Below are 21,994 nucleotides of genomic sequence, written 5' to 3' on the forward strand. Positions count from 1 at the left end.
GAAGATGAAAAGCTCTTTGATAAGTAGCGATTCTAACCTCCTATACTGCTCTTAGGGAGAGAATTTGACGATCATTCTCACATTCTCTCTGCTTTATCTTTGATCATTTGGTTTTATTGAGCAAAAATCTGTTTCGCAAACGTTCCCGAAAATTTCGCAAGCTCAGATAATAATCCAATGGGGTATGAAATGAATTATCCGGCAGTAGCAAAAGAGTTGTTAACTCTATTAGGTGGTAAAAGCAACATCACCGCACTTGCACATTGTGCGACACGCTTACGCCTTGCCGTTGCAGATGAGCAAAAAATAGATGAACAAGCGATTGATAACCTTGAAGGGGTAAAAGGGCAGTTCAAAGTTGCGGGTCAGTACCAAATCATTTTTGGATCAGGCATCGTAAACCAAGTTTATGCAGAAATGGCGAAGTTGACGGGGATGAGTGAAATGTCCACCAACGACGTTGCGTCTGCTGGCGCAGAGAAACAAAACATCGTTCAGCGCGCGGTGAAAGGGCTGTCTGATATTTTCGTCCCAATCATTCCAGCAATCGTCGCTGGCGGTTTGTTGATGGGTATTTACAACCTACTGACTGCCCAAGGCTTGTTTATTGATGGCAAATCCTTGATTGAGGCCAATCCAGGACTGACTGACTTGGCGAACATGATCAACACGTTTGCAAACGCGCCGTTTGTTTACCTGCCTATCCTGTTGGCATTTTCAGCCAGCAAGAAGTTTGGCGGCAACCCATATTTAGGGGCAGCGCTAGGTATGTTGATGGTTCACCCTGACTTGCTGAATGGTTGGGGATTCGGCGGCGCATCTGTGTCTGGAAACATTCCGGTTTGGAATATTCTTGGTTTTGAAATCCAAAAAGTGGGTTACCAAGGTTCAGTGTTACCAGTTTTGGTATCGGCATTCATTCTTGCGAAGGTTGAGCTAGGCTTACGTAAAGTCATACCTTCTGTTTTAGACAACCTTTTAACGCCATTACTGGCGATTTTCATAGCGGGTTTATTGACGTTTACTGTCGTCGGTCCGTTCACGCGTGATATCGGTTTCCTATTGGGTGATGGTCTGAACTGGCTATACAACACAGCTGGCTTTGTTGGTGGTGCGGTATTTGGTCTTATCTATGCTCCGTTTGTTATTACTGGTATGCATCACAGCTTCATTGCGATTGAAACGCAACTTCTTGCGGATATTGCGACAACAGGCGGCACCTTTATCTTTCCTATTGCGGCTATGTCTAACGTTTCTCAAGGTGCTGCAGCGTTGGCGGTGGGCGTGATGAGTAAAGATAAGAAGATGAAAGGTATTGCGATTCCATCGGGTGTCACGGGTTTGCTGGGTATTACAGAACCAGCCATGTTTGGTGTTAACTTAAAACTACGTTACCCATTTATTGCGGCAGTTTGCGCTGCGGCGTTATCAAGTGCGTTCATCACAATGTTTAATGTGAAAGCTCAGGCATTAGGGGCAGCTGGTCTTCCAGGCATCATTTCCATCACGCCGGATAAGATTGGTTACTACATCGCGGGTATGGTGATCGCGTTCTTGACCGCCTTTGTTCTCACCATTGTTCTTGGTATGCGTGACCGCGCTAAAGTCGGTAAAAAAGCAACGGCTTAATCTGAACTCCTTAAGGGTGGAGTCCCCCAAAATCCACTTCTTTTCCTAAATGTTTGGGGTGCTAGCCAAGCACTAATGGCTTGGCTAGCCTTTTTCAATTTTTACTTGGTAGTGAAGGTGTTCAACACGTTGGACTATCAGGGCTTTAATTTTAAGGTAAGCAAGATGAATCAAGTGTGGGTAACTGGTGATGCTGTTGTCGATCTAATACCGGAATCTGAGACTTCTTTACTCAAATGTCCCGGAGGTGCACCAGCGAATGTCGCCGTAGCAATTGCTCGTCTATCTGGTAAGAGTGCGTTTTTTGGACGTGTGGGTGATGACCCATTTGGTCGCTTCATGCAATCAACGCTCTATCAAGAGGGCGTGAGCACGGAGTTTCTCGTTAAAGACCCTGAGCAAAGAACATCAACAGTGGTGGTGGATTTAGACGAACAAGGTGAACGCAGCTTTACATTTATGGTAAAACCGAGCGCTGATCAGTTTATGTCTGTTGAAGACATCCCAAACTTTAAGCAAGGTGACTGGCTACATGTTTGCTCGATTTCACTGGCAAATGAGCCAAGTCGAAGCAGCACATTTGAGGCGATCAAAAGAGCAAAAGCCGCTGGTGGTTTCATTAGCTTTGACCCTAACTTGCGTGATGAAGTGTGGCAAGATCAATCAGAAATCCAAGCTGTCGTGATGAAGGCTGTAGCGATGGCTGACGTGGTTAAGTTCTCTGAAGAAGAGCTTTTGTTCTTAACTGACTCAACATCGATGGCACAAGGTTTACAACAAATAGCCGCTTTGAATATTGCTTTGGTCTTGGTGACACAAGGTGCGAAAGGCGTTTGGCGAGTCTTTGAAAGCCAGAGTGAGCTGATCACTGGTCAAGTCGTTAGTCCGGTTGATACTACAGGGGCTGGTGATGCTTTTGTCGGAGGGCTACTGGCATGTCTGTCTCAACATGACGATTGGAAAAATCATCTTATTGTTAGCTCTGCGATTCAATGGGCAAATGGCTGTGGTGCATTAGCGACGACGCAAAAAGGCGCAATGACTGCGCTTCCGACCCAGACAGAATTGCTGCGATTTATTGGGCAATGATCTTCAGATCCAATTTCAGTTGAGAAAAATTATGAGCTTAAACAACCGTTGGACTGTAGAGCAAAGATATCGCCGACTTGAGCAAATCCCTCAGTGTGATATCGAAGAAATGACACTTTCACGTCAGCAAGATAAAGGCTTTCCTAGTTTTCATATCGCCCCTAAATTTGGGCTGTTAAATGACCCAAATGGGCTGTGCTATTTCAATGGTGAGCACCACATCTTTTACCAGTGGACGCCTGTGGGACCAGTCCATGGAATGAAGTATTGGTATCACCTTTCTACTAAAGACTTCATCCATTTTACTGATCATGGCGTGGGTCTTCATCCTGACCAAGACTACGATTCACATGGTGTCTATTCGGGCGGCGCTTTGGTGGAAAACAACCAGGTTTTGCTATTTTTTACTGGCAACAAGCGTGACCAAAACTGGAATCGAATCCCAACACAGTGTTTTGCCACCATGGATTCAGACGGCAGCATTGAAAAGCACGGTGTAGTCATTGAGAACGAACATTACACGGAGCACTTTCGTGACCCAAAAGTTTGGAAGAAAGGCGACGACTATTTGATGGTGGTGGGTGCTCAAACCAAAACCGAGCATGGCTCAATGGCGCTCTATCAAAGCAAAGATTTGAAAACGTGGCAGCATAAAGGTCCTATCAAGACCAAGTTTTCTGACCTTGGGTACATGTGGGAGTGTCCTGATTTCTTTGAGATTAATGGTCAGTCGGTGATGTTGTTTTCGCCACAGGGCGTGAGCAGTAGTAATCCTTATGATTTCAAAAACATCTATTCTGTCGCGTATATCGTGGGTGATCAGTTGAACCTAGAGTCGATGACTTTAGAAAACCACCAAGATATTTTACAGCCAGATTATGGGTTTGATTTCTACGCCCCACAAACCTATTTAGATGAGAGTGGGCGTCGCATTCTTATTGCATGGATAGGGTTGCCAGAAATCGACACGCCATCGGTCACACACCAGTGGGCAGGAATGTTGTCTCTTCCTAGAGAACTAACGTTGAAAGATGGTTTTCTTGTTCAAACTCCACTCCCTGAGCTGAAGAGTTTGAGAAAAGAAGAGGTGGTCTTTGCACAATCCCATACACTGGAAAGCACCAATTGTTTGATCCAATTAGACCTTGAGGGCGATGGCTTTGAACTTGAGCTGAGTAACCTCAAAGGTGACAACATCGTCTTTAGTGCGACAGAGCACGAGTTTATGCTGGACCGTCGTTACATGTCTCATTTGTACGCAGAAGAATTTGGTGGCATTCGAAAAGCACCAAGATTGGACGCTAAGCAGACGATTGATATATATATCGACAACTCTGTCATCGAGATTTTTATTAATGGTGGCAAACACACGATGACCAGTCGTTTCTTTATTGATGACCTCAATAAGGTAACGTTGAAAGGGTTGGAGCAAGCAAGGCTTTTCCCTTTGAAAGGCATCACTGGTTTGTTTGAATCAGCTAAGTAACGGTTTCGATTACAAAGATATTAAAACGCCCTTCATTGATTCAGTGAAGGGCGTTTTCTTTTAAACTATCTAGCCTAACTATTTTTCACGCACGTAAGTGGTTTGAACTAAGGTATCCAAAACAACTTCACTCTTGGTGACTTTGAAGTTCAATGGTTGTGCTAAATCCCCAAATAGTGGCGCGCCACCGCCAAGTAGGATAGGGAAACGCGTGATCATTATTTCATCAATAAGGTCTTCTTTGAGGAAGTTCTGAATTGTCACCCCGCCATCGATGTAAAAGTCGTTAAAGCCTTTTGCATTCAGGTCAGTAAGCACATCTTTTAGCTCACCTTTTACTAAAAAGATTTTGTCTTCGTAGCCCTGCGGTACTTTTGTCATGGTATTGCTGAGTACGAACACAGGTTTGCTGTATGGCCAATCGCAATCAAAGCTCAGCACGACATCTAGGGTGTTGCGTCCCATTACCAAGCCATCAATACGCTCCATCAGTGAGAGGAAGACAGTATCAATGTTGTCTGGATTTGGTACTGAATTTAGCCAGTCGAGTTTGCCCTGCTTATCTGCAATGTAACCGTCCAGACTGGTTGCAATAAATACGATATTTGCCATGAGTACCTCATCAAAAGGGTGATGCTTGAGCCAAGCTAAAGTATGGTTTAAAATTAATTCTACAATGTAGAATAATTCTGAATTTATAAGGAAGATCAAATGTCTGTCAACGAAAAGAAACGCGGGAGACCAGCCGCCAAGCTGTCGCAGTTAAGCGCAGAAAGCATCCTAGATTCGTCTAAGTCGTTGATGAAAAAGGATGGCAAGGTACCAAGCATTCGCTCGTTAGCGACGCAACTAAATGTGGATCCTATGGCGATCTATCACTACTTCAAAAACAAGAATGCCTTGCTTGAAGCGTTAACCACATCGCTGGTGGAAGAAATTTATCAACCGAAAGTGAATGAAGATTGGCAAGGCGAACTCAAGAACTTGTGTGTTAGCTATATTGAACTGCTGCGTGAGTACAATGGGTTATTGCAAACCATGCTGAACATGACATCTCATGGCCCTGCCCAAGTGTTTACCGAGCGTTATCAAATCATTGTTCAACCTTTGGCGTTGTCTCCGCAAGTGGAGAGAGACAGTTTGGATCTATTGGCAGATTACCTACACGGGTTCGCGCTTTCGATCAGTTGTTGCCACGATACGAGCTTGATTAAGACGGAGATGATGGATGGACCGTTGAATCTGATCTGTTCTTCGTTATTGGCATCTCGAACCTAGTTCACATTACCGCGACGTTTTTCCTTATAGCGTGAAAGAAAATCCCATAACCAAAGGTTCTAATTAAGTGAAAGGTCAGGGCTTTTATTTGAAGATTCCGGCCTAATATCTTGGGTATGCCCATTTATCGAATGCGGTGGGTTACTTCATCATGCTTGCTGGCGTACTGAGTTTGCCAGTTTGATAATGCATTCAAACACAATAAGGGATAACAATGGCTAACGAATACATTCCACCAAAAGTTTGGACAAACGATAACGAAAACGGTGGCCAGTGGGCGAGCATTAACCGCCCGGACTCAGGCGCTCGTCATGAGCAAGAATTGCCTGTTGGAGAACACCCATTCCAACTTTATTCCATGGGGACTCCAAACGGCCAGAAAGTAACGATCATGTTTGAAGAGCTTCTGGCGGCAGGCGTAAAAGAAGCAGAATATGATGCATACCTGATCAAGATTGGTGACGGCGACCAGTTTGGTTCTGGTTTTGTTGCTGTGAACCCGAACTCGAAAATTCCGGCACTGGTTGACCGTTCAGGTTCTGAGCCAGTGAACGTGTTTGAATCAGGTAACATCCTGTTCTACCTAGCAGAGAAGTTTGGTCACTTTCTACCAAAAGAAGGCGCTAAGCGTGCTGAGGTAATGAACTGGTTATTCTGGCTGCAAGGTTCTGCGCCATACCTAGGCGGTGGTTTTGGTCACTTCTACGCGTACGCACCAGAGAAGTTCGAGTACCCAATCAACCGTTTTACAATGGAAGCAAAACGTCAGTTAGATGTATTAGACAAGCGCCTCGCAAACAATGAATTCCTAGGAGGCGATGAGTACAGTATCGCAGACATCGCTACTTGGCCATGGTACGGCAATTTGGTACTGGGTCGCGCGTATGATGCTGCGGAGTTCTTAGATGCGGAGAGTTACAAAAACGTTGTACGTTGGGCGAAAGCGATTGATGAGCGAGAAGCTGTCCAGCGTGGTCGTATTGTGAATCGCTCATGGGGAGAAGAGTGGGAGCAGTTACCTGAACGTCACAGCGCAGAAGATATTGATAAGGTATTGAAGCTTAAACCATAAGCAAACTTGGTTCAGTCACTTCAAGTAAGTTTGTTTTCATCCGAACTCATACTCCAAAACTGATCAAATCCATAGCGCATCTTACTAGATGCGCTACTTTTATTTGAATTGTAACCCCGTTGAAGGTTATTCAACCTATAGATAGTTCTTTGCTTCTATTTGTCGTTTTCATATTCAACAAGCCCTCTGCATTTTTATTAACTATTAGCTGATGACATTCTAAAAATTTATACTTTAGATAACCTTAAATTTATAACTTAATTTTATATCTAATATAAATAAACTTAATGATAATTAATCTTTGACATAACCTTTTATTTTGTGTGGAATGTAAGGGTTAATCTATTTAAATCAAAATTTATAGATAAATAAAATTTAAATAATTTACTGAATTCTACATCTAGCTTTGAGCAATGTTTATAACAACTGCTTATACCATGAAAGAGGATATGTATAATGTCGTCGTTTGAGTCGTACTGGGTTGGGGTACGTGAAAGAATTGCTATACAAACTGAAGGTAACCGAAATTTAAAGTCTTTAGTGATAAAAAAGCAGAGAGTGAACTTAAATAACAGTGGCTTATCTTTTCGCGCTAAAGCCGGATGCCTTATCCCTCATTGTTACACTCAGTTTACTGATGACGATACAAATTCAAAGGCATCGAAAAAAGCCTCCCTTAGTTTTAAGAAAGGGAAATTATACTTTTCTCCTGTCTAGTAATAGATAATATTTAGGTTATATATAAATTAAATTTTTATTTTTATCTGAAATTCTGACAATAAATTATTATGTTGTTATGACCGAGATGAAGTATTGGTTAGTAAATTATTAGTTCGGATTATTAATTGAATTGTAGATTTTCTTAGTTGCCCCTAGTTAGATAGTGATAAAATTTTTAGCTATCTTTTCCCGTACAAGCTTAGTTTTAGATCTGGCTTGTACGGTTTTTTCTCTGAACACTAATTACATAGCACAACGGCATGATTTCTCGCCTCTTGTCTCATCTTTCTAGACGAAAGCTCTACTTACTTCTCATTATTCTCGACAAACATTGAGTAAAAGTAACTAATCGTAACAAGGTGGCTGTAACTGAGCGCCGTTTCAATATACTCGCTCTTTACCTAGGTAACCCTGCGCTTTGAATTCATTCGGGTACCGTTTGTAAGCCTTAAATGCTACTAAGATAAGATGTCATGATGAGAAAAAGTACTATATTAAACACAGTGTTAATTACAGGGTTCGCTGCTGTATCTTCGTTGGCTTATGCAGCACCAACGGTTGTGCCAAATGCACCGGAACTCAGTTCTCGTGGCTATGTTTTGATGGACTTTCACACTGGGAAAGTGCTGGTTGAACGTGATGCACATAAACGGCTAAATCCTGCGAGCTTAACGAAGTTAATGACGGCTTATGTGGCTGGTCAAGAAATTAACGCAGGTAATATTACTTTGGATGATGAGGTCGTCATTAGCCGAAATGCTTGGGCAAAAAACTTCCCAGATTCCTCAAAGATGTTTATTGAAGTCAATACTTCCGTTTCTTTATCTGACTTATACCGTGGCTTGGTTGTTCAATCAGGTAATGATGCTAGTGTGGCCATTGCTGAACATGTCGCAGGTAGTGAGTCAGGGTTTGTAAGCTTGATGAATAGTTGGGCTGCTAAGCTTGAATTAAATAACACGGCTTTCACCAACCCTCATGGTCTAGACAGTGACGGTTTATATTCGACACCTTATGACATTGCCAAGTTGGGTCAAGCTATTATTCGTGACTTACCTGATATCTACCCACTGTATAGCGAAACCTCGTTTACCTACAACGGCATTACGCAATATAACCGCAATGGCTTGCTTCGTGATCGCAGTATGAATGTCGATGGTATGAAAACTGGTTATACAAGCGGTGCTGGTTACAGTCTAGCGACTTCAGCGACTCAAGGTGACATGCGTTTAATTGCTGTTGTGATGGGAGCAAAAAGTGAGAATATCCGTGAATCCGAAAGCAAACAACTGCTAAGTTATGGCTTCCGCTTTTACGATACGGTAATGCCAACCGAGGCAGGAACGGAAGTTGCGAACGCTCGAGTTTGGATGGGCGAACAAGATGAGCTTAAAGTAGGCGTGGCCAATGACGTTTATCTCACTTTACCAAAAGGGGATGTGAAAAAGCTACAAGCTGAAGTTGAATATAATGGCGATTTGGTAGCGCCAATTTCTGAGCAACAAGTGGTTGGTAAAGTGCTTTACAAAGTCGAAGGTAAAGTTGTGAATGAAGCCGAACTTGTAGCGTTGGAATCGGTGGAAGAAGGCAGCTTATTCAAGCGAGTTTTAGACTGGTTTAAGCAATTGGTCGCGAGCTGGCTCTAAAAAACAGCTAACTTCTGCCATTATCACTCTATCTTGTTATTGTTCTATTAAATCAATTTACTAAGGCGGCCAACGTGGTCGCCTTACTTTTTTGAAATACTCGTTGCGCTAAAACATCGAATCTTCTCGTGTGGGTCTATTTTCGCCTAATTAGAAGCGTTTTTGTGTTTTTGAGTGCGAGAGAAAAGAAACTAGAACAAAAATGGGGTGACACGTGCACAAGATTTTATCTTTGACATTGATTTTATCGCTCATGGGCTGCGCTATGCCTTACCAGCAGCAGGTCGATAGTGGCCAATGTGTTGGAGTAATGACCTCTCAGGATGCGTATGGTTATTTAAACCCAAACCATTACACGATGCAGGTACTCGCGCTAAAGCAAGAAAAAGATGTGAAAGATTACATTCGTTATATCGATCCTAAGCATCCGGTTTGGGTTAACTGGAAAAACAGCCGAGGCACGCGTTGGTATACGGTAACCGTTGGCGATTTTAAAACGAAACAGGATGCCTACAATGCGCTTTCTTCACTGCCGAGCCGCGTAAAGCAGTCATCCCCATTTGTGCTGACTTTTGCGGAAATGCAGCGTAAGCAACAAACGAGTGTTGTGAGAATGCGTTAGCCCTTTAACTCTTCTAGGCCCCCTTCAACATCATCTCATAGAGTAGGGGGCTTCGTTTAAGGGTCTTATTTTTTAGAATGCAATCACATAATTTTCAACTTTAGGTATAAATTAAGTCAATAGTTGAATAAGCACCTACACTCTCTAGGAACACTTATTTATGCATGTGAGTGCAATTGAAATCCAGCATGCATTTTATCTCTGTTTCAATAAACTTAGAGGGAGGGGTGAGTATGTTGAACAGATGGGTATTTTTAATCAGCTCATTAATCACTTGCATACCAACGTATGCAATCGTTGTTGAAAGCTCTTATACCGTACCAACTCAAGATGAGTACGAATCTCAATTTTCCTTCATGGCATCTGTAAGGGCTAGTATCTTCGCTGAAGATCACTCTTGTGGTGGTACTATAATCAGCAGTCGCTGGGTGCTGACAGCTGCTCATTGTCTAGTTGCTTCGGATGCAAGCTATGAAGACAGTAACGAAAATAAAGATGTCTTCACTAATTTTGATGTGGCAAAACCAAAGGAAATATCGGTGACTGTTGGGAAGTCTGACTTGGCGAAAGTTGAACTACCAGATATTTATAAAGTTACTCATGTTGTTATTCATCCCGAGTACTATCCTATTAACTCAGTGACCACTGACGAATCAGGTTTGACGGTAGTTGATTCGACCGCTTTTCAAAATGATTTAGCACTGCTATATGTAGAGAGGGAGTTTCCAGATGAAATGGTCAGTTCCTTATTATTAGGCAACTCTGATAGTGATCAGATGCTGTTAGATTTGGTAAATCCTGAGAGTGATTGGGACTCTGGAGAGCCAGAGCCGAACCTCAAGGTCGCGGGGTGGGGGACTGGAGGAGATAACGACCCTGATATAGGTGGAAGTAATACAGAATTTAGAGAAACGGATGTTTCTTATTACCCAGTTTCTCTTTGCTATAACCGTTTAGAGTCTGCGGAAGATCTACCTATCTACATTGAATCCCCGGTTGATCCCACCAAGTTATGTTCATTGCCTACGAAAAGCATTACGAGAGGGGACAATATCTATGGAAATGGAGCATGTGAGGGGGACACAGGAGGTCCATTGTTAATATATAGCATCGATGATAATAGCTTTTATCAAGTTGGGATTATTAGTGCTAGTCCCATAATAAACACGGTTTGTAGTTCAATAACTCTGCCTACTTGGTATACCAATGTTTCTCACTTTAGAGATTGGATAGAGTCATTTACTACGTCTATAGAACCTCCAGAGGATATAGTTACCAAGCCTGATTTTTTATTAAGCCCTGATGATGAAGATCAAGGAGATGAAGATAGTGACAGTCCAAGTGATGAGGAGGAAGTAACTGACACTAGCCAATGTGATAATCCGAGTCAGATCAATATTGGAGGAGAAGAAACAGAATTTGGTTGTAATGATGAAAGCAATAGTGGAGGAGCCACTGAGCAGGCTTACTTGTTCGCTGTGTTGCTGATAATGTGGATTCGAAGAAAACAGTGAGAAACATTAAAAGATGAACGCCCCACTAGCTTGTGGGGCGATAGTTATTCTTAGCTTAAAGCGCCGCTAAAATCGTTTCTGCTTTGCTTGCTTCAAACTCTTTTGGTTCTTCAACGTTAAGTTTGGTCACAATGCCGTTTTCAATGATCATGGCGTAGCGTTGTGAGCGAATACCACCAAAGCCGCCGGTATCCATTTCAAGACCTAATGCTTTAGTAAAGCTTGCGTCGCCATCACCCAACATCAGGATTTCTGAAGCGTTTTGAGCTTCGCCCCAAGCTTGCATCACAAATGCATCGTTTACAGAAACACAAGCTATTAATTCAACACCTTTTGCCTTCAACTCGTCGGCTAATACCACATAGCCTGGTAGGTGAGCTTCCGAGCACGTTGGGGTGAATGCGCCAGGTACAGCGAAGAGTACGACTTTCTTGTTTGCAAACAGCTCAGTAACGTCGTGGTTAACCATACCATCGGCAGTCAATTCGCTTAGAGTCGCAACTGGTAGAGCTTGGCCTTGTTGAATCATGATTTTATTCCTTTTTGTGTGCTAGTTTAGCTTTCTCAGTCTAGCGCTTATAAATGCGGTTAACCACAGAGCTTTTGTAAGGTTTTAGCACCTAAGTGTTTGACCCAAGATGTAGCACTGATGGCTTTATTACAACGCTTCATGCTGACTTACGTATTGACTAACGAGATGGCGATACTTCGCTTTCAACTCATTATCGATGAAGCTAGCATCAATCGCATTCATTGTGAATTGAGCTAGTTCATTCTTACTCATTGGGTGTGCGTTGTTGACGGCCAAAAAGTTATCTGTCATGTAACCACCAAAGTATACCGGATCGTCCGAATTAATTGTCACAGCGACACCTTTGCGCAGTAGCTCGACAATATTGTGATCGTTCATATCGTCAAATACACACAATTTAAGGTTCGATAATGGACATACCGTCAGTGGCATTTTGCTTTCAATTAACGACTCGACTAATGCTTCATCCTCAACACAGCGAACACCATGATCCACGCGGCTGACGTGAAGCATTTCAATTGCATCGGTAATGTTTTGTGCCGGACCTTCTTCACCTGCGTGAGCAACAGTCAGTAAGCCTGCTTCTACTGCTTGTTTAAATACTCGTTTGAACTTAGCTGGTGGATGGCCTTGTTCTGAAGAATCTAGACCGACACCAATGATCTTATCACGGTGTTTCAGAACGGCTTGCAGAGTCTCCATGGCGCTTTCTTCTGAAAGGTGACGGAGAAAACACGCAATGATTTGTGAAGTAATGCCGAGCTTCTCGTGCCCATCTTGTAGTGCGCGAGCGATCCCGTGGATAACGGTGTCAAAGTCAATACCGCGCTCTGTATGCGTTTGTGGGTCAAAAAAGATTTCGGTATGAATAACGTTATCCGCTTTACAGTGCAGTAAGTATTCCCAAGTGAGATCGTAAAAGTCTTGCTCTGTACGCAAAACATCCGCCCCTTGGTAATAAAGGTCAAGGAATGACTGTAAGTCTTCGAACTGATACGCGCTGCGTAGTTCACTCGGAGAAGAGTAAGGAATGTCGATGCCGTTTCGTTGTGCTAACTTGAAGAGAAGTTCTGGCTCAAGTGAACCTTCGATATGTAAGTGCAGCTCTACTTTTGGAAGACCTTGAATAAATGCGTTCATATTCCACCTTATGTGTATTGTGGATGCAGTTACTCTAAGAATAGGTATAGATAAGAATAAATCGAACGCTATCACAAAGAGTAAGACCCACGATGATCTCAACTCTTCGTAATCAGCACTTTGCGGGAACTGGTAGAGACCCCCAAACCATATCATTGGGGTTATACGAAGCAAACGAGGCGATTATACGCAAAATTCTCAATTTGGCTATACGCAAATAACCTAGTTGTCAGTAGTCGAAGGATTTTTCTAAGAAAAGTAACTGGCAACCGTATAAGTCACTTGGGTATAGAGGAGCAAATTGGTTTTTGAGCGTGAACGAGGCTTATCGTGTTGTTATAAGCGAGGAAAAGAGTGAGGCTTCGTTTGAGCAAAGGTAGGTGGCGGTACCTTGTACAACGATGGAGCAGAGAGAGAATTGAAAGAGTCAAGGATAGCTTATAGATCAAATAACTTGTCAAATTCTCTTTGTTCCATAATGTCTTCTATACGGCGTCGCGTTTTTTGTTTTACCGCCGCCGCGTTTTGCTCCGACTCTTTCTTGTCTTTTTCTGCTTGCTTCTTACTTTTTCTAGCCATTGGATACCTTCCAAATTAGTTGCATCATTCATTAATGCATGAAAACTGAATTAGTTAACAGTAAAACTTCCTAACTTTGAACCTGAATCACAGAGAATAGTTCCAGATTGCGTTTTCTCACAATATTCAAAATCGATCATGTAGCTATGAGAATGAAGCTTAGGTAATACGTGCCTTCGTAAAATATCACCATTTAATTGATGTATTTTAGCGTTCCAAGAGGTGTGAGGTTGTTCTAGATTAAATTCAATTTCTAACATTTATTCTCCTGTTTCTTAGTGATTTTGTCTTTGTTAAGTAATTGATACCAATGCCTTTGACGGCCTGTTCTTTTTGAGGACATGATTTTTCCTATAAATAATAAATTAAGCAGTACTATCCTATTTATTTTAGGTAGCACAAAGCAATGCCTGATATTAGGCTGAGTGATTAAAGTGAGAATATTTTTGAAGGAGAGAGATTTGGTGCAGCATGGGCATGCTACACCAAGAAAAGCAGTCTTATAGAGGAGTTACTTCAGTCGCTTGAGGACCTTTTTTACCTTGCTCTACGTTGAAGCTTACTTTCTGACCTTCAGTCAGTGTTTTGAAACCGTCAGAAACGATAGCGTTGAAGTGTACGAATACATCTTGACCACCGTTGTCTTGAGATAGGAAGCCAAAGCCTTTAGTTTCGTTAAACCATTTTACTGAGCCGTTTACTTTAGACATAAAAATACCTTTGAATTAAACATTAAAATTTGAATTTGTTTTGTGGATCTTTTCTAAGCTATTGAATGTTCAATCAAGAGGAAGTTGTACGCAGGTGTCTGAATTGGGGGATTCAAGATTTTACTGAGAGGAAACTTAAACTAAATGTTGCATTAACAGCTCTCTTCTAAGAGCCAAGGCCTACTATACACCTTGTTTAGGAAATAGCTACACTTATTTTTAAATATATGTCGACAGCTTGGATAAGTGGGCTGTTCGAAAAATTTGAATAAGTAGCTCAAATAGCAAGGCTCATGATTATTTTTCTTCAATCTAAAATAGAACCATATCGATAGCCATGGCTGAACATGCGGTTTGCAAGCGGCCACAAAGGTAAACGAGGAGAAATAGTATGAGCACATTCAGAGAAATTCGTCAGCTTATTCACTCACAACCCACTGCTGATGGTGACGGAGTGAAAATTCGTCGAGTAGCAGGGTTTAATAATGCGAGCTTTTCTCCATTTTTGATGATGGATGAACTTAAGTCTGACGACCGTGCTGATTATGTTGGTGGCTTTCCTCCTCATCCGCATCGCGGCATCGAGACGCTCACTTACATGTTGAAAGGTCATTTCCAGCATCGTGACCACATGGATAATGTTGGTGAGCTTCGTTCTGGTGGCGCTCAATGGATGGCGGCAGGAAGAGGCGTCATTCATAGTGAGATGCCTATTATGCAGGAAGGTGAATTGCATGGTTTCCAAATTTGGATAAACCAGCCTGCGAAAAATAAGATGGCACCGGCTCAATATCATGACTTTCAACCTGAAACGATAACGGAATTCGAAACTCAAAGCTCGGGCGTTGTGCGCTTGATTGCTGGTCATCTGACTATAAACAACGAACGTATTCAGGGGCCTTTAACAGAAACAGGTGTTGCTGCCACGGTAGCCGATTGGAGAGCGATGGTTGGTCACGCTTTGAATTTGACCACGGAGCAAGACCACAACATGATGATTTACGTTTATAAAGGACGTATTCAGGTAAAAGATCGTGAGATCAATCAAGGCGAAATGGCGATTCTATCGAAAGGTGAATGGGTTGAATTACAAGCCGAAAAGGAGAGTGGTGCTCTGATTTTTATTGGCGAACCAATCAATGAACCAGTGGTTCACTATGGCCCTTTTGTAATGAATAGCATGGAAGAAATAGAACAAGCAATCCAAGACTACAATTCAGGATTGTTTGAAAGCTACTAGCATCAACATCCTAACTCCCTTTTCTGTGAGTAGCGCAGTTATCAACAGTTTTGAGCCTGACCATTGGGCTCGACCAGAAGCAAATACGATAATCCACTGCCATCGAATTTGCGTTAGCCACGTCTAATCCACGTGGCTTTTTTCTACTTCTGATTCCATCGCATGATGGCTTCTTTTCCTGCTTCAATACCTAACTCATAAGCTTGACGCAATGGTGCTGGCGAGCGACTCAATCGTTTTAATTTAAATGATTCAGGAGGACAAACTTGGATGATTTCGACTCCCGATGGTGGATTGTCGATCAGTGCTAAAGTTTGATTGTAGCGAACTTCACGCGTCAACATCGGCTCAATTAATCCGGGCGTTTCTTTCAACATCCGTTTGGTTAGTGCGCTGAACTTTCCTTTCGGCTTTTGATAGCTAGAGGGTTGACTGCGTAAAACCATAATCTTTTTGGCTCCTCGCTTTATTGCTTCTGCGACAGGAAGTGCATCAGAAACCCCACCATCAACGTATCGGGTGCCGTTCAGTAAGACACCATTTCGGTAAAGCACGGGAAGCGCGCTGCTGGCTTTCATTGTTTCTGCGAGCTCGTCGACATTAGGAGTATGGTACTCGGCTTGGCCATTGTCTTGACGTGTTACGCCTAAAAAGAAAGGTCTCGAATCCGCTTTTAGTGCGGACTTGTCGATACCAAGCTCTTCGAGAGTGACGTTCCACATCCAATCTAAGTTCATCATATCGCCGCCACGTAGAATCTGAGATGGTGAGATGAATTCTTTCCTTAAACTGTAATCGAGATAGATTTTTAAGTTGCGCCCGGGCATTTTAGCTAAATACGCCGCCAAGTTACTTGCGCCCGCCGATACGCCCCAAAAGCTATCAAATGGAGAGAAATCGTTAGCGAGAAAATGATCGAGTATGCCGCAAGAAAATACACCTCGCATCGCACCACCTTCGACAATCAACGCACGCTCTCCTACTTGTTCCATCACTGTGTTCCATTCTTTACCTATTGGATGAATAGAATGCAGCTTAACGCATAACGGTTTTATACCCAAGTGGCCCTAAGTGCTAGGGCATCTCCTTAAGTAAAAGAAAAGGGCATCGATGGATGCCCTTTTCATATTAAGCCTAGGGAGTTACAGGTTATTGAGCAGCTCATTTAGTGAAAGCGCACTGAATAAATATGTCACTCCCACACAGAAAGCGGCGCCTGTAATTCCGATACTGATCGTTGTTGTAATTAAAAGAAGTGTCATCTTAGACATACAAGATCAAACTCCTTTTTTATATTTAAGTGGGGCGTTGTGCGTCTGGTTATCGTTTTGAATCATGATGCAAGCGCCCTAAGTTTATTGTTCTAATAAAAGTGATGATCACTTGTCAAAAAAGCAGATAAATAGCACCCAAACTGTCGTTAATGCGAGCAGCGGAGTGAATACTTTCTGTATAGAGGCGCCATCGGTTAGGTTGTAGATTTTGATGGATTCGTTATAGAACGCCCGCTTGAACGCCTTAAAAGAAATATCATTTTTCACATGAGATTGTTCATAGTGTAGGTGTGCTGCGTCTGACAGTTGGTATTCTAAGTCTTGGAGTTCGTACTCTTTGTTAAGAAATGCCTCCCAAGCCGAAAGACGGGCTATCGTTTTTGGAGATTGATTACCCTTTAACTTCTCTAGACGTTTGGCATAAGCAGCTTGATATTTATCCACGGTGTATTCCTGTCTGAATAGACGTTGAGTTAGAACATTTGTAAAAAGAAAAACGAGCAAAAAAAGGGGCTTTACGTTCTATGTCTGTGATAAATGCTAAGGAGCTCAATGATCTATTTCTCTGATGTCGCGAATAATATTGATTGAACTTAAATGCGACAAACAAAATAATTTACTCAAGATAACAACGAATATTTGTTGCCTTTTAAAGAAAAACGATAGTGATGCGAAGTGGTGGCTTTGATCGGGAAGAAACCTGCTTTCGTAACGGCTTGCGTTTACTGAGAAAAAGTAAACTCTGGAACTATCGCTGGATTGGTGTGAGTTATTTATCGTCAAAAATCATTAATATCAACTATGCTTATAGTTCGACTTTTCGTAAATGAACTCAATTTGGAGGAGCAGAAATAATACTTATTTTTGAGCGTGGGTGAGCTTGGAGAGTTAAGCTAATCCATTGATTAATAAAAAGTAAAGTAGTACAGAGCTAGGGTGAACTTCAACTTAAAGGTGACGGTATGGATATACAATCAACCATTATTGAATATGCGATAGCGATAATAGGCTTACTTTTGACGGGAGTTGCCCTCTGAGCACGATTGCCCAGAGGATAGAAAGTATATTGGCTGTTTGTTAGCGGTTGATATTGTACCGAGCCATTGCAGCTTCTTCTGACGACACAACCGTTTTACCAATTGGTGCGAGTGAAATAACCGCAAGCTTCAGGTGTTGGAGTGCAAACGGAATACCAATGATGGTTACAAAACACGCTGCGGCGGAAAGTACGTGACCGATTGCCAACCAAAGGCCTGCAAAGACAAACCAAAGGACGTTACCGATAACGCCTAGAGGGCTCGTACCAATGTCCATTTCATTGGTCAATTCATCGCGTGAAATGGCTTCTTTTCCGAATGGGAAAAAGGAAAAATTACCCATAACGATACACGCACGCCCCCAAGGTATTCCGATGATGCTAATAAAGGCTAAGATACCGAAAAACCACCATAGCAACCCCATAAATACGCCACCAAATACAAACCAAATGATGTTACCGAGTGTTCTCATTCTATTTCCTTTACTCTTGAATGTGATGATGCTGGTTCCTGAGGGGATCGTAATGTAAAACTAAAACCACCAACCGATCCGTTAATGAACGTGAGCCGTTCCCTCATTCACTTGCTTGATAGAATAGCCGCATAAGTATTAACAGAGAATGAATGACTCTCTGAAGCTACGTTTGTTTTAGTATAGAGCGTAATACTCGATTAAGCACATAGCCAAGAATTAAGCTACCTAGAGGTAACTTTCTCGATATATTGACAAATTTGCTCTGCTAACTGATGGCTAGCAATGTTGCGTTTCACTACTTCACTAGCGATTTTTCCAGATTCAACGACGCTAAACCAGTCGAGCAACATCGCATGAAAACCTTTGCTCGTCAGCATTGGCGTCCAATCTTTCAAATTGATTTTTTGCTCTTGGTTCGCTTGCCATCGTTTCCCTTCAACGAAAGAGTCGAATTCCACTGCTTTGTTAGCATAACAAGCTTGAACGCGCTCCATAGTCACACCGAAGTGACGATTCATCGAAGCGTGGAGTAAAGTATCTCCGTGTTGCCACTGAATGTCTAAACGCGCCAATTGGGCACCCTCAAGTTGATGCGTTATATAAGCCTCTTTTAAATCGGTCTTGGCTGTCACGTTAATACTGTCTAATGGGTGAATAAAATCATCAAATATAAAGGTACGAATATCGCCTGGTAGTTGGTGACGGTTCTTTTCCCAGCGTAGCGATTTTAGGTCAGAAATGTTGCCTTGCTGTACCTCTGGCATGTGTTGGTTGTAAAGCGGAATATGACGTCGGTTGAAGCCCACATAAAGTGGTTGTTTTTCTTTTTCGGCAATATCGTACAGTTTTTCCACGTCATCAGCATTGTCCGCTAATGGTTTGTCGACAAAGGTTGGGATTCCATGTTGCAAAAAGAATGCTGCGATTTGAGGATGTACGCTTGTTGCCGCATGAATCATGACAGCATCTACGCCAAAGTGCAGAAGCTGCTGGTAGTCTTGACAGGTCTCTGAGATTCGATATTGCTTAGCCAGACTCTCAAGTGCATTTGCGTTGCGGGTACAAAATACAAGTTCGATATTTGGAAGCTGAGTGATAACGGGAAGGTATGCTTTCTGAGCAATATCTCCTAAACCAATAATACCAATTTTCATCCTAGTCCTTATTTCGATGTATGGATGGCAGGTTGTAGTATAACGCTTGGCAAGCTGATGAGTTTAAATGCCTTGTTAGAAAAGAGCCTGACTCACATTTTGAGTCAGGCTTTGTTGGTCCACTTAGGAAGTCGTGCGGCAATCTTTGAATATATCCAACTTGCCGTCGTAGGCTTGGGTTTGTACATCCATAACGCCTAATAAAGAGTGGAACACGTTATCATGTGAGTACTGGCCTGCCTTTTGCGCTTCATTCGACAAACAGTCGGTGTTTATTTGTTTCACTTGCTTAAAGCCGGAAGATAGCCACATGAGCAAAGGAACACGTTTTTGGAAGTCTGGTGCAAGGCCGTAAGGCATGCCATGTAAGAACAATCCGTTTTCGCCTAATGATTCACCATGATCCGATACGTAGATGAGAGCGGTATTATATTGAGACTCTAATGCTTTGAGTTTGTTGATAGTTTCTGCCAACACAAGATCAGTGTAGCGTATCGTATTGTCGTACGTATTCACGATTTGTTCGACGCTACAGTTTTCTATATCTGCACGTGGGCAGTCTGGTTTGAAAAACGCTTTGTCTCTAGGATAACGCTGGAAGTAGGTAGGACCATGGCTTCCTATAAGATGCATGGCGACAACGCGATTGCCGTGCATATCCGCAACTTCTTGATCAAAGTGATCTAACAGCGCCATATCGTAACAGGTTTGACCGTTACACAGAGGACTTGCTTGCTTTCGGTTCACTTCAATTTTCTTGATCTTGTGGGCGACTTCTTTGTCTCCGCCATCATTTTCTTTCCAGATGAGGTCAACTCCAGCGCGCTGCATGATGTCGAGAGCATTATCTTGGTTATCTGCCTTGGTCCGTTCAAACTCGCTTCGCGTGAGCTGAGAAAACATGCAAGGCACAGATACTGCAGTTGCAGTGCCACAAGACGCAACCTCTTGAAATGAAATCACATCCAGCTTACTGGTGTAAGGGTTTGTCTCTCGCTTATAGCCATTGAGTTGGTAGTTCTGTGTTCGAGCGGTTTCTCCGACAACAAACACCAGTAGTGTCGGCTTGTTCTGTGCTTGCTTTACTGCGCTATCTGACTGCTTTGCATCGATTCCAATCTCGCGATACGGCTCTGGCGTGGTGAAGTATTTCTCCTTTACATACCCAGTCGCGCTGTAAACGAATTGAGTGGGAATAATGATTTTTTTCAGATAGCTGTTATTGCGACCGACAGATGCATAGTCTTGGTAGTAAACACTGGCAATAACAGCAATTACTGCAAGAGATGACAACATCGACACCAACTTCGTGAGAGAAAAATACAGCAATTGGTGGCGCTGAGATTGCAACTTGACCTTATAGACAATCATCGCAGGGACGCCCCCCATAAGTAGCGTCCAGATTACAGAATAAGCACTCAGGTAAGAGCTTGCCTCGCTCGAATCGGTTTCAGCAATATTAGCAATCATTCCAGAATCGAAAAGCGTGCCATAGTTGTAACTTGCGTAGCTCACCATACTCGAAATTATGAGCAAAATAATAAAGAATGGCTTTCCAACCCAAGGCCAACTAAATAAGTTAAAAAGGAAATTGAGCGCGGCAAGAAAGAAAATGGGTATCGTAATAATAAAACCAATTTTGACATTATCTAGGCTTGAAAAAATACCATTCAGCTCTTTGTAAATAGGAATGTTTACAACCAGCGCGAAATAGAGTGCCAACAAGAAAGTAAAGGTAACGTACGAGATACCTTTTTGTTGCAAATTATGTGTCTTCATAAGTAAATGTCTTGAATCAAAATTAGAGCAAGAACGAAGCCCAAACAAAAAGGGCAAGAGTGAGCGCAACAAATACTGCAGCCGAGCCGATATCTTTGGCTCTACCACTGAGCTCGTGCCAGTCATCGCTAACACGGTCGACAACCGCTTCTACGGCGGAATTAATAAGTTCGACGATCAGGACCAATAACAGGCTACTGATCATCAGTACTCTTTCAAATGTGGTGACTGGAAGGAAAAAAGCACAGACGGAAAGCACTAAGGCTAGAATCAATTCTTGTCTGAAGGCGGCTTCGTATTTCCATGCGGCTTTCAATCCCTGAAATGAATAGCCGGTCGCATCCATGACACGGCGTAGACCTGTTTTACCTGGCTTCAAAATATGACCTTACTACAGCTTAATAATTTAGATTGTGCATCTATCCAAACGATGAAATGAGACTAATCGTTCTTGCGTGAAACATTTGTGAATGGCATTCATCACACAACGATATAGGGTTTGAATAAGAAAAAAGAGTTGAATTACTCAAGGTCGTAGACGGTATAGCCTTTATTCTGAAGGCATTTTCGCAGTACAAGAGATTGTGTTTTGGTGGAGTCATTGCTTCCACTCAACGCTCCGGCCCCTGCTCCTACAGCACCGCCTGCAGCGGCACCCACAGCAGCCCCACCTATCCCGCTTTCTAGCGCTCCAGCTGCTGCCCCAATTAGTGCACCTGTAACTGCGCCATTAGCGGCTTCAGATTTTGCAGCTTCCGTTTTGTCTACGTTGTCCGCATACCCTTGGCAATAAAGAAAATCTTGTTCATATTTAGCAGGATCAACATTAGTCATGTCGACAACAGGCTTTTGATTATAAGTACAAGCGCTAAGAGTAGAGGCAAGCGTCATAACCAGAATAAAAGGTTTGTACATGAGTATTATCCATTTGTTCTGTGAATTTATGGATTAAATGTACACTGTTTTATTGTTGGGCTCTGTCGCTGGAGTGTATTGAAGTGTCGTCTTCTGTAAAGGA

General features: G+C 42.5%; 22 protein-coding genes and 1 riboswitch. Of the genes, 9 read left to right on the plus strand and 13 right to left on the minus strand.

Annotated elements, in window-relative coordinates:
- Positions 1 to 189: 189 nt before the first annotated feature.
- From CBX98_RS08090 to CBX98_RS08100, 3 genes are all read left to right on the plus strand, one after another.
- Entirely contained in the window at positions 190 to 1,629 is a 1,440-nt protein-coding gene (locus CBX98_RS08090) for a sucrose-specific PTS transporter subunit IIBC (protein WP_109168938.1), read from the plus strand.
- Between the two features lie 165 nt (positions 1,630 to 1,794).
- Positions 1,795 to 2,718 carry an aminoimidazole riboside kinase gene (locus CBX98_RS08095; RefSeq protein WP_109168939.1) on the plus strand — a complete coding sequence of 308 codons (924 nt, stop codon included), beginning with the start codon at positions 1,795 to 1,797 and terminating at the stop codon, positions 2,716 to 2,718.
- Positions 2,719 to 2,749: 31 nt separating this feature from the next.
- Positions 2,750 to 4,204, plus strand: a complete 1,455-nt coding sequence (locus tag CBX98_RS08100) for a sucrose-6-phosphate hydrolase (RefSeq protein WP_109168940.1) — start codon at positions 2,750 to 2,752, stop codon at positions 4,202 to 4,204.
- A gap of 78 nt (positions 4,205 to 4,282) precedes the next feature.
- Here CBX98_RS08100 and CBX98_RS08105 read toward each other — a convergent pair whose 3' ends face one another.
- Complete coding sequence (locus CBX98_RS08105; RefSeq protein ID WP_109168941.1) at positions 4,283 to 4,816, minus strand: dihydrofolate reductase family protein; 534 nt, start codon at positions 4,814 to 4,816, stop codon at positions 4,283 to 4,285.
- A gap of 99 nt (positions 4,817 to 4,915) precedes the next feature.
- On the opposite strand from CBX98_RS08105, the gene CBX98_RS08110 reads away from it, so the two are divergent.
- The 5 genes from CBX98_RS08110 to CBX98_RS08135 all read left to right on the plus strand — a co-directional run bounded on the left by CBX98_RS08110 (position 4,916) and on the right by CBX98_RS08135 (position 11,056).
- The gene (locus CBX98_RS08110) at positions 4,916 to 5,482 is read left to right on the plus strand and encodes a TetR family transcriptional regulator (protein WP_109168942.1); all 567 of its coding nucleotides are present in this window, start codon (positions 4,916 to 4,918) and stop codon (positions 5,480 to 5,482) included.
- A 214-nt stretch (positions 5,483 to 5,696) separates the two neighbouring features.
- Complete coding sequence (gene yghU, locus CBX98_RS08115) at positions 5,697 to 6,554, plus strand: glutathione-dependent disulfide-bond oxidoreductase (RefSeq protein WP_047008085.1); 858 nt, start codon at positions 5,697 to 5,699, stop codon at positions 6,552 to 6,554.
- Positions 6,555 to 7,750: 1,196 nt separating this feature from the next.
- Positions 7,751 to 8,920: a D-alanyl-D-alanine carboxypeptidase family protein gene (locus tag CBX98_RS08125; RefSeq protein ID WP_109168943.1), complete on the plus strand. Its 1,170-nt coding sequence runs from the start codon at positions 7,751 to 7,753 to the stop codon at positions 8,918 to 8,920.
- Between the two features lie 214 nt (positions 8,921 to 9,134).
- Positions 9,135 to 9,542 carry an SPOR domain-containing protein gene (locus CBX98_RS08130; protein ID WP_006741205.1) on the plus strand — a complete coding sequence of 136 codons (408 nt, stop codon included), beginning with the start codon at positions 9,135 to 9,137 and terminating at the stop codon, positions 9,540 to 9,542.
- Between the two features lie 233 nt (positions 9,543 to 9,775).
- Positions 9,776 to 11,056 (plus strand): serine protease, encoded by a 1,281-nt coding sequence (locus tag CBX98_RS08135; RefSeq protein WP_109168944.1) that lies wholly within the window; start codon positions 9,776 to 9,778, stop codon positions 11,054 to 11,056.
- A 55-nt stretch (positions 11,057 to 11,111) separates the two neighbouring features.
- Here CBX98_RS08135 and CBX98_RS08140 read toward each other — a convergent pair whose 3' ends face one another.
- The 5 genes from CBX98_RS08140 to CBX98_RS08160 all read right to left on the minus strand — a co-directional run bounded on the left by CBX98_RS08140 (position 11,112) and on the right by CBX98_RS08160 (position 14,017).
- Entirely contained in the window at positions 11,112 to 11,585 is a 474-nt protein-coding gene (locus CBX98_RS08140) for a peroxiredoxin (RefSeq protein WP_109168945.1), read from the minus strand.
- 129 nt (positions 11,586 to 11,714) lie between these two features.
- A complete protein-coding gene (locus CBX98_RS08145) occupies positions 11,715 to 12,728 on the minus strand; it encodes an adenosine deaminase (RefSeq protein WP_104973475.1) in 1,014 nt (337 codons plus the stop codon).
- Between the two features lie 89 nt (positions 12,729 to 12,817).
- A riboswitch (purine riboswitch) is annotated at positions 12,818 to 12,917 on the minus strand.
- Positions 12,918 to 13,166: 249 nt separating this feature from the next.
- Positions 13,167 to 13,307: a hypothetical protein gene (locus CBX98_RS08150; RefSeq protein ID WP_005396335.1), complete on the minus strand. Its 141-nt coding sequence runs from the start codon at positions 13,305 to 13,307 to the stop codon at positions 13,167 to 13,169.
- A 50-nt stretch (positions 13,308 to 13,357) separates the two neighbouring features.
- Positions 13,358 to 13,567, minus strand: a complete 210-nt coding sequence (locus tag CBX98_RS08155; protein WP_053807947.1) for a hypothetical protein — start codon at positions 13,565 to 13,567, stop codon at positions 13,358 to 13,360.
- A 240-nt stretch (positions 13,568 to 13,807) separates the two neighbouring features.
- Positions 13,808 to 14,017, minus strand: coding sequence for a cold-shock protein (locus tag CBX98_RS08160; protein WP_005396336.1), 210 nt, complete (start codon positions 14,015 to 14,017; stop codon positions 13,808 to 13,810).
- 391 nt (positions 14,018 to 14,408) lie between these two features.
- Here CBX98_RS08160 and CBX98_RS08165 point away from each other — a divergent pair, with 391 nt between their 5' ends.
- Positions 14,409 to 15,257 carry a pirin family protein gene (locus tag CBX98_RS08165; RefSeq protein WP_047008088.1) on the plus strand — a complete coding sequence of 283 codons (849 nt, stop codon included), beginning with the start codon at positions 14,409 to 14,411 and terminating at the stop codon, positions 15,255 to 15,257.
- Between the two features lie 143 nt (positions 15,258 to 15,400).
- On the opposite strand, the gene CBX98_RS08170 is transcribed toward CBX98_RS08165, so the two are convergent.
- From CBX98_RS08170 to CBX98_RS08200, 7 genes are all read right to left on the minus strand, one after another.
- Positions 15,401 to 16,249 carry a patatin family protein gene (locus CBX98_RS08170; protein ID WP_048624804.1) on the minus strand — a complete coding sequence of 283 codons (849 nt, stop codon included), beginning with the start codon at positions 16,247 to 16,249 and terminating at the stop codon, positions 15,401 to 15,403.
- A gap of 387 nt (positions 16,250 to 16,636) precedes the next feature.
- Positions 16,637 to 16,975, minus strand: coding sequence for a hypothetical protein (locus CBX98_RS08175; protein WP_006741201.1), 339 nt, complete (start codon positions 16,973 to 16,975; stop codon positions 16,637 to 16,639).
- 633 nt (positions 16,976 to 17,608) lie between these two features.
- A complete protein-coding gene (locus CBX98_RS08180) occupies positions 17,609 to 18,040 on the minus strand; it encodes a YccF domain-containing protein (RefSeq protein ID WP_005373685.1) in 432 nt (143 codons plus the stop codon).
- Between the two features lie 224 nt (positions 18,041 to 18,264).
- Positions 18,265 to 19,197, minus strand: a complete 933-nt coding sequence (locus tag CBX98_RS08185) for a Gfo/Idh/MocA family oxidoreductase (RefSeq protein WP_046875851.1) — start codon at positions 19,195 to 19,197, stop codon at positions 18,265 to 18,267.
- Between the two features lie 123 nt (positions 19,198 to 19,320).
- Positions 19,321 to 20,976, minus strand: a complete 1,656-nt coding sequence (locus CBX98_RS08190) for a phosphoethanolamine--lipid A transferase (RefSeq protein WP_046875852.1) — start codon at positions 20,974 to 20,976, stop codon at positions 19,321 to 19,323.
- 22 nt (positions 20,977 to 20,998) lie between these two features.
- A complete protein-coding gene (locus tag CBX98_RS08195; RefSeq protein ID WP_012842368.1) occupies positions 20,999 to 21,355 on the minus strand; it encodes a diacylglycerol kinase in 357 nt (118 codons plus the stop codon).
- A 143-nt stretch (positions 21,356 to 21,498) separates the two neighbouring features.
- The gene (locus CBX98_RS08200) at positions 21,499 to 21,891 is read right to left on the minus strand and encodes a glycine zipper family protein (RefSeq protein WP_109168946.1); all 393 of its coding nucleotides are present in this window, start codon (positions 21,889 to 21,891) and stop codon (positions 21,499 to 21,501) included.
- Positions 21,892 to 21,994: the final 103 nt, after the last annotated feature.

This window comes from Vibrio sp. T9, assembly GCF_003123985.1.
GTDB lineage: Bacteria > Pseudomonadota > Gammaproteobacteria > Enterobacterales > Vibrionaceae > Vibrio > Vibrio diabolicus.

Excerpts from the sequence above, each read along its gene's own strand:
- CBX98_RS08155 (WP_053807947.1), bottom strand. The coding sequence starts at position 13,567 with ATGTTAGAAATTGAATTTAATCTAGAACAACCTCACACCTCTTGGAAC.
- CBX98_RS08100 (WP_109168940.1), top strand. The coding sequence starts at position 2,750 with ATGAGCTTAAACAACCGTTGGACTGTAGAGCAAAGATATCGCCGACTT.
- CBX98_RS08190 (WP_046875852.1), bottom strand. The coding sequence starts at position 20,976 with ATGAAGACACATAATTTGCAACAAAAAGGTATCTCGTACGTTACCTTT.
- CBX98_RS08090 (WP_109168938.1), top strand. The coding sequence starts at position 190 with ATGAATTATCCGGCAGTAGCAAAAGAGTTGTTAACTCTATTAGGTGGT.
- CBX98_RS08200 (WP_109168946.1), bottom strand. The coding sequence starts at position 21,891 with ATGTACAAACCTTTTATTCTGGTTATGACGCTTGCCTCTACTCTTAGC.
- CBX98_RS08180 (WP_005373685.1), bottom strand. The coding sequence starts at position 18,040 with ATGAGAACACTCGGTAACATCATTTGGTTTGTATTTGGTGGCGTATTT.
- CBX98_RS08095 (WP_109168939.1), top strand. The coding sequence starts at position 1,795 with ATGAATCAAGTGTGGGTAACTGGTGATGCTGTTGTCGATCTAATACCG.
- CBX98_RS08145 (WP_104973475.1), bottom strand. The coding sequence starts at position 12,728 with ATGAACGCATTTATTCAAGGTCTTCCAAAAGTAGAGCTGCACTTACAT.
- yghU (WP_047008085.1), top strand. The coding sequence starts at position 5,697 with ATGGCTAACGAATACATTCCACCAAAAGTTTGGACAAACGATAACGAA.
- CBX98_RS08160 (WP_005396336.1), bottom strand. The coding sequence starts at position 14,017 with ATGTCTAAAGTAAACGGCTCAGTAAAATGGTTTAACGAAACTAAAGGC.
- CBX98_RS08110 (WP_109168942.1), top strand. The coding sequence starts at position 4,916 with ATGTCTGTCAACGAAAAGAAACGCGGGAGACCAGCCGCCAAGCTGTCG.
- CBX98_RS08105 (WP_109168941.1), bottom strand. The coding sequence starts at position 4,816 with ATGGCAAATATCGTATTTATTGCAACCAGTCTGGACGGTTACATTGCA.
- CBX98_RS08185 (WP_046875851.1), bottom strand. The coding sequence starts at position 19,197 with ATGAAAATTGGTATTATTGGTTTAGGAGATATTGCTCAGAAAGCATAC.
- CBX98_RS08125 (WP_109168943.1), top strand. The coding sequence starts at position 7,751 with ATGAGAAAAAGTACTATATTAAACACAGTGTTAATTACAGGGTTCGCT.
- CBX98_RS08135 (WP_109168944.1), top strand. The coding sequence starts at position 9,776 with ATGTTGAACAGATGGGTATTTTTAATCAGCTCATTAATCACTTGCATA.
- CBX98_RS08165 (WP_047008088.1), top strand. The coding sequence starts at position 14,409 with ATGAGCACATTCAGAGAAATTCGTCAGCTTATTCACTCACAACCCACT.
- CBX98_RS08170 (WP_048624804.1), bottom strand. The coding sequence starts at position 16,249 with ATGGAACAAGTAGGAGAGCGTGCGTTGATTGTCGAAGGTGGTGCGATG.
- CBX98_RS08140 (WP_109168945.1), bottom strand. The coding sequence starts at position 11,585 with ATGATTCAACAAGGCCAAGCTCTACCAGTTGCGACTCTAAGCGAATTG.
- CBX98_RS08150 (WP_005396335.1), bottom strand. The coding sequence starts at position 13,307 with ATGGCTAGAAAAAGTAAGAAGCAAGCAGAAAAAGACAAGAAAGAGTCG.